At 54.0% G+C, this 5,239-nt stretch carries 5 protein-coding genes; 2 read left to right on the top strand and 3 right to left on the bottom strand.

Annotated features, from left to right (window positions below):
* Window positions 1-200: 200 nt before the first annotated feature.
* Window positions 201-389, bottom strand: a complete 189-nt coding sequence (locus O2S87_RS17970; RefSeq protein WP_475410114.1) for a hypothetical protein — start codon at window positions 387-389, stop codon at window positions 201-203.
* A 381-nt stretch (window positions 390-770) separates the two neighbouring features.
* Window positions 771-1,550, bottom strand: a complete 780-nt coding sequence (locus O2S87_RS17965; protein ID WP_475410113.1) for an Lrp/AsnC family transcriptional regulator — start codon at window positions 1,548-1,550, stop codon at window positions 771-773.
* Window positions 1,551-1,786: 236 nt separating this feature from the next.
* Between O2S87_RS17965 and O2S87_RS17960 the strand changes: the two genes are divergently transcribed.
* Complete coding sequence (locus tag O2S87_RS17960) at window positions 1,787-4,099, top strand: cation:proton antiporter domain-containing protein (protein ID WP_475410112.1); 2,313 nt, start codon at window positions 1,787-1,789, stop codon at window positions 4,097-4,099.
* Between the two features lie 46 nt (window positions 4,100-4,145).
* On the top strand, window positions 4,146-4,319 hold the full coding sequence (locus tag O2S87_RS17955) for a hypothetical protein (protein ID WP_475410111.1): 174 nt from the start codon (window positions 4,146-4,148) through the stop codon (window positions 4,317-4,319).
* A gap of 320 nt (window positions 4,320-4,639) precedes the next feature.
* Here O2S87_RS17955 and O2S87_RS17950 read toward each other — a convergent pair whose 3' ends face one another.
* Window positions 4,640-5,071 carry a universal stress protein gene (locus O2S87_RS17950; protein ID WP_475410110.1) on the bottom strand — a complete coding sequence of 144 codons (432 nt, stop codon included), beginning with the start codon at window positions 5,069-5,071 and terminating at the stop codon, window positions 4,640-4,642.
* Window positions 5,072-5,239: the final 168 nt, after the last annotated feature.

Raw genomic sequence — 5,239 nt, 5'->3', positions numbered from 1 at the left:
TTCTTTCGCACACGGACCAGTCAACAGAACGTGCTCTACGGCACGTGAAATCCGTCGGTCTCTTGCGCCCCATATCTTGTTTCACGCTCTCTTAGGATAGCAGCGTTTCCATCAAGTCAACAGAGCCCATAGACCGCATGTCCAGCATCGATTCTGCTCAATCTCTCGCTGACCCGAATTGGTCAGAACAGAGTTTATACTTATTGTTCTGTCATGAAGTCCTGATTTGGATCGTAGCTAAATGGCGTGTTTCCTTGGTCAAGATATTGCTCGTGCTGGTCGGCAAGACCTAATTCACTTCCGCAAACTGGACAGCGACCAGAGAGTAATGCCTGAAATTCTTCTTGTTCGTCAAATTCGTGGTCACATTGTGAACAGGATAATCCCATACTCCTACTTAATTATACAATGTCTTACACGTAACGTCTGTATTATGGATCTATCCTCTTGATACCGAAATTAAATTCCGGACACACTAGCGTCGAAGCAACACGACAGACCAGTTTTGCCTCTGTCGTCTGGACCATGTTTTAGAGATGCAGTCTAGCCCCAAGAGTCCCAGCTAGGTTCGGCAACTACTGTTTAACGCCAGGGATGATGTCACTGGTTAGTCAACACAGCTAGCAGTCTACTTTCACGACTTCTCCCAAGGATTCTCACCACAATTTTTGTTGAACACTAATGAGTCTATTAATTTGCATTTCCAACAATCTCCACAAAGCGGGCGAAGGGTACGAGTGAATCAGTATTGAAGATAAATCGTCGATAAATTAGGCTACTGAATCCTGTCCAACAAACATCTCGATGGTCGCATCATCGATATCTCTTCGAGAAAAGACCGTGACGGTGTCGTCGGGTTGTATCTGTGTTGTCCCGTGGGCAGTGATGAGTTCGTCGTTCCGGTGGATCGTGATGATGAGCAAGTCGTCATCGAGCATTCCTTTCTGGCTTGCCTCCTCTAAGGTGAGTCCGGCAAGTGGAGCGTCTCTACGAACCGTGAGCTCTGCGACCTCTGTTTCTCCCGAGAGGCTGATGAAGTCGCTATTGTATATCGACTCTGTCCCGTCGTTTGGTCCGAATGGATGATAGGCTTGATTCCGATCTTCTTGGAGAATCATTTCATCTTCGATCTCGACACCCAATCCCGACAACAGATGGCCGATTCGCTGGAGGTCTTCTGTTCCGTTGCCGACCGCCAGCACGTGGAAGTTCCGTCGACCACCGAGAAGCACGCGAACGTTGATAACACCGGAGATCGACTCGGCGGCCTCGGCGGCGACCTGTCGTCGGTCGAACGGCGCGTTGCACATAAAAAGCGTCACTAACCGAACGCCGGTCGCCTCAAAGTTGATCGAGGCACGGTAGCCCGTGATGACGCCGTGTTCTTCGAGCTGCTGAATCCGATTGCGAACCGTCCCCGGCGAGACGTCGACCAGCTTTGCGATCTTCGGTGGCGTGTTGTTCCGTGAATCCGCCATGAGCTCGTAAATGATCCGCCGGTCGATCTCGTCTAACCGGTACGGCGAGCCCGAATCTGGCGTGTCGTTCATATACGACGTATGCTGAGGCGGGTATATTAACTTGGATAGTTGCAAGACGTGTGATTGAGCTATTAGGTGGACGGATGATGGTCTCTCTACTAAAATCCAAATCTGACACGGTTTTATCTATCTTTTACAAAATTAGATCGGTTGGTTTATACCATTAAACCAATCAATGGTGGTATGAACTGGTTTCAGCACCGGCAGGTACGCAGCCGACCGCGTTCCCATAGGTGGTTGACTGCATGACGGTCATCGAACCACTCGGCCACGACGCACTACTGATTGTCCTCGTGCAGGTGCTTTTGCTGCTCGTCATGGCACGGTCGCTCGGTGAGCTATTCAGCGCCTACGGCCAGCCGCCGGTCATCGGTGAACTCCTCGCCGGCGTCGTTCTCGGACCCTCTATTTTCGGGGCAGTCTTACCGGGAGCTTACGAGACGATCTTCGTCGTCTCGGAAGCCCAGTTCCATCTCCTCGAAATGGTGGGCTGGCTCGGGCTGATCATGCTGTTGATTCTGACAGGCCTCGAAACCGACATCGACCTCATCGTCAGTAAGGGCCGAACCGCAGTGATTCTCTCGCTCGGGGGGATTCTCCTGCCGTTTGCGACTGGATTTGGCCTCGGTTGGTTCCTTCCAATGGAGTTCATCGCTGCACCCGACCAGCGGCTCGTGTTCAGTCTGTTTATCGCGACGGCGATGAGTATCTCGGCCATTCCGGTTATCGCGAAGGTACTGATCGAACTCGACGTGGTCCGTCGCGACATCGGCCAGCTCATCCTCGCCGCAGGGATGGTCGACGACACCATCGGCTGGATTCTGCTCGGGACCGTTTCGGGGCTCGCCAGCACGGGGACCGTCGAACTCGGCTCGGCACTGACGACGCTCCTTTCGGTCATCGTCTTCCTCGCCATTTCGTTCACCATCGGCCCGCGCGTCGTCCAGTCGATCATGCGATGGGTCGACAACACTATCGGTGGTCACACGGCCATGATCACGACGCTGATCGTACTCGCACTCACCGCAGGCGTGATCACGCAGTACCTCGGCTTGGAGGCGATTCTGGGGGCCTTTGTCGTCGGGATTCTCGTCAGCCAAGTCAAACGCTTCGACTATCAGGTCGAACACGTTATCGAAACGATGACACTGGGCGTGTTCGCGCCGATCTTCTTCGCTATCGCTGGATTGCGAATGGATATCGCAGCGTTGCTCGATCCGGTCGTCGCGCTGGTTGGACTCGTCGTTCTCGGTGTCGCCTGTTTCGGCAAGTTCGCCGGCGTGATGGGTGCTGCGCGAATCGCTGGCCTCTCAAAGTGGGAAGGAATCACTATCGGCAGCGGGCTGAACGCCCGCGGCGCGATGGAGATCATCGTCGCCACCATCGGTCTCGGGCTCGGCATATTGACGAACGACATGTACTCGATTATCGTCATGGTCGCCATCGTCACCTCGTTTGTGGCACCCATCGTCATGCGGTGGTCGATTCCGAAAATCGAGATGTCCGACGACGAGCGTGAGCGGCTCGAACGCGAAGAAGAAGAACAATCGAGTTTCCTTGGCTCGCTCACACGGATCTTGCTGCCAACCCGATGTAGCCCCGACTCGCGCTTCGCTGGCTTCCTTCTCGGGCGGCTGACCGCACAGAGTGAAGCCGAGACGACGGTGATGTACATAACTCGCGGAGACGCCGACGACGAGGGGTTCATCGCCCGACTGCGGCGCAATCTCCGTGGGATGTTCGACAAACCGGTCGACGACTCGACGGACGCAGAGAGCGACAGACAGAACACTGCGAGCCAGCAATCCAGCGCAGCCGAAAACGACGCACCACAGCAATGTCTTGAGCTGATGCGATCTGAGCTTGCTGTCGAAGACGAAAGCCGTGTTCAGAACATCACGCGTGGCGAACCGGTGAGTGCAACGAAAACGATCCTCGAAGAAGCCTCCGAAGGCTACGATCTGCTGGCGATCGGGGCCGGCGAACGGGGGGCGAAACCTGGTGACCCGATGTTCAGCGACACCATCGACGAGATCATCCGCGACTCGCCGTGTCCGCTCATGGTTGTTGATTCGAAAGTCGACAATGGGAACGGATTAGAACAGCGAAAAGCAATCAAGCGCATTCTCCTGCCGACGGTCGGCACGTCGACCAACAGGCGGACCGCTGAAGTCGCGTTCGCGCTGGCGAACTCGTTAGGGGCGGTCGTCCACATCGTCCACATCGTCAACCCGCCGCAGGTCAACGACCTCTTCGTCGACGGTCCGGATCTCTCACACGCGGTCGAACTCGGCGAAGACATCGTCGAGGGCGAGGCAGTTATCGGCCGTAATCGCGGCGTCGACGTCTCGACCGAGGTCGTCGTCGGCGAGGACGAACCCGAAAAAGAGCTGGTCAAACTCGCAGAGGAGGGAGCGTTCGACCTCTTATTAATCGGAAGCAGCGTTCGAATGGTCTCTCAGCGGGCGTTCTTCGGTCATCGTACGGAGTACATGATGCAGAACGCTCCGTGTCCGGTTGCGGTCATTAGCAGCAAAGGTCGGGGATATGAATCCTGAGACGCCTCAATTCACCGATCTGTCATCCTGAGAGTCCCGATAAGCCATGGTTCCCGCTTGGATTGATCTCGTCTTTTGGAGTGCGGTTTTCATCGTCGGGAGTGGCTCGTGGGTCACCACAACGAAAGACGAGCGATGGCTCGTAATTCAGTTTACCCACATTGGCATTACGGCCTACAGCCTGTACCGAATAATCGATATCTGTTTGGCACTCGTCTGACCGCAGCTTACTGACCTGTCCGTCGAGGATATTAGTCCCGACACCTCACGTGACGGTGGCTCCTTGTACCACCGCGTCAACGAAGCCAAAAATCCAACGAGGGAGGCTCCTCGAAGCCCCCCCACGGAACCCGATCCAATCGCCGGAGCCATCGAAACTGAGACGCTACTTGCGCCGGTCACTGCGGCGACGACAAATGATATACCAAGGACGACGAGAAGCGGGTGTGTTTGTGACATTCCCTAGTTATATTATCTTGAAACAGGTATAAGATGTTACAAGTTCTCTCAAATATAGCCATTAGGATTTCGCTCGACTGGTTACGAATGCGATATCAGAGGGACCACTAGTACGGGGACCTCTGATGTTCTAATAACGTTATCGGTGATGCTTCCTATCAAATATCGTTCAACCCCCGTTCGACCATTTGTCGACATGACAATAAGATCGATATCGTGGTCGGCTGCGTAGTCACAGATCTCCTGATACGGGGTACCCTGGGCTATCGCTCCTGTTACCGGTACCTCGCTTTTTCGCTCTATTTCCTCGACAATATCATCAATTAACTTCTCGCCTCCCTCGTGAAATTCGTCGAGCAACAGCGGATTCCGCTTGCCGGGATGTATCGATGCGGTGTCCACAACGTAGAGGACGTGGAGTCTAGCGTCGAATTTACTAGCGATATCGAGGGCTTTTTCAACCGCGGTCTCAGCTGTCTCACTTCCGTCTGAGGGGACGAGGATTCGTTTCATTATATCTGGCTTGGCATTGCACGGCCTAATCGGTAACGTCCAGTGACATCCTCCCCGTCGTAAACGACTGTCTCTTACCCATAATTCAGTGACAGAATCTAAAACTAACTAAATAAGGTCTGAAAATAAATAATTGGTCAAAATTAGTATATTATTCCGACGGCCTCC

This window comes from Halohasta sp. A2, assembly GCF_056175805.1.
Note: the sequence above shows the minus strand (reverse complement) of the source record. Positions and strands in the feature narration are given on the sequence as shown.

What these genes read in the sequence shown, in the direction of transcription:
- O2S87_RS17970 (WP_475410114.1), bottom strand. Translation starts at nt 389, where the DNA reads ATGGGATTATCCTGTTCACAATGTGACCACGAATTTGACGAACAAGAA.
- O2S87_RS17965 (WP_475410113.1), bottom strand. Translation starts at nt 1,550, where the DNA reads ATGAACGACACGCCAGATTCGGGCTCGCCGTACCGGTTAGACGAGATC.
- O2S87_RS17960 (WP_475410112.1), top strand. Translation starts at nt 1,787, where the DNA reads ATGACGGTCATCGAACCACTCGGCCACGACGCACTACTGATTGTCCTC.
- O2S87_RS17955 (WP_475410111.1), top strand. Translation starts at nt 4,146, where the DNA reads ATGGTTCCCGCTTGGATTGATCTCGTCTTTTGGAGTGCGGTTTTCATC.
- O2S87_RS17950 (WP_475410110.1), bottom strand. Translation starts at nt 5,071, where the DNA reads ATGAAACGAATCCTCGTCCCCTCAGACGGAAGTGAGACAGCTGAGACC.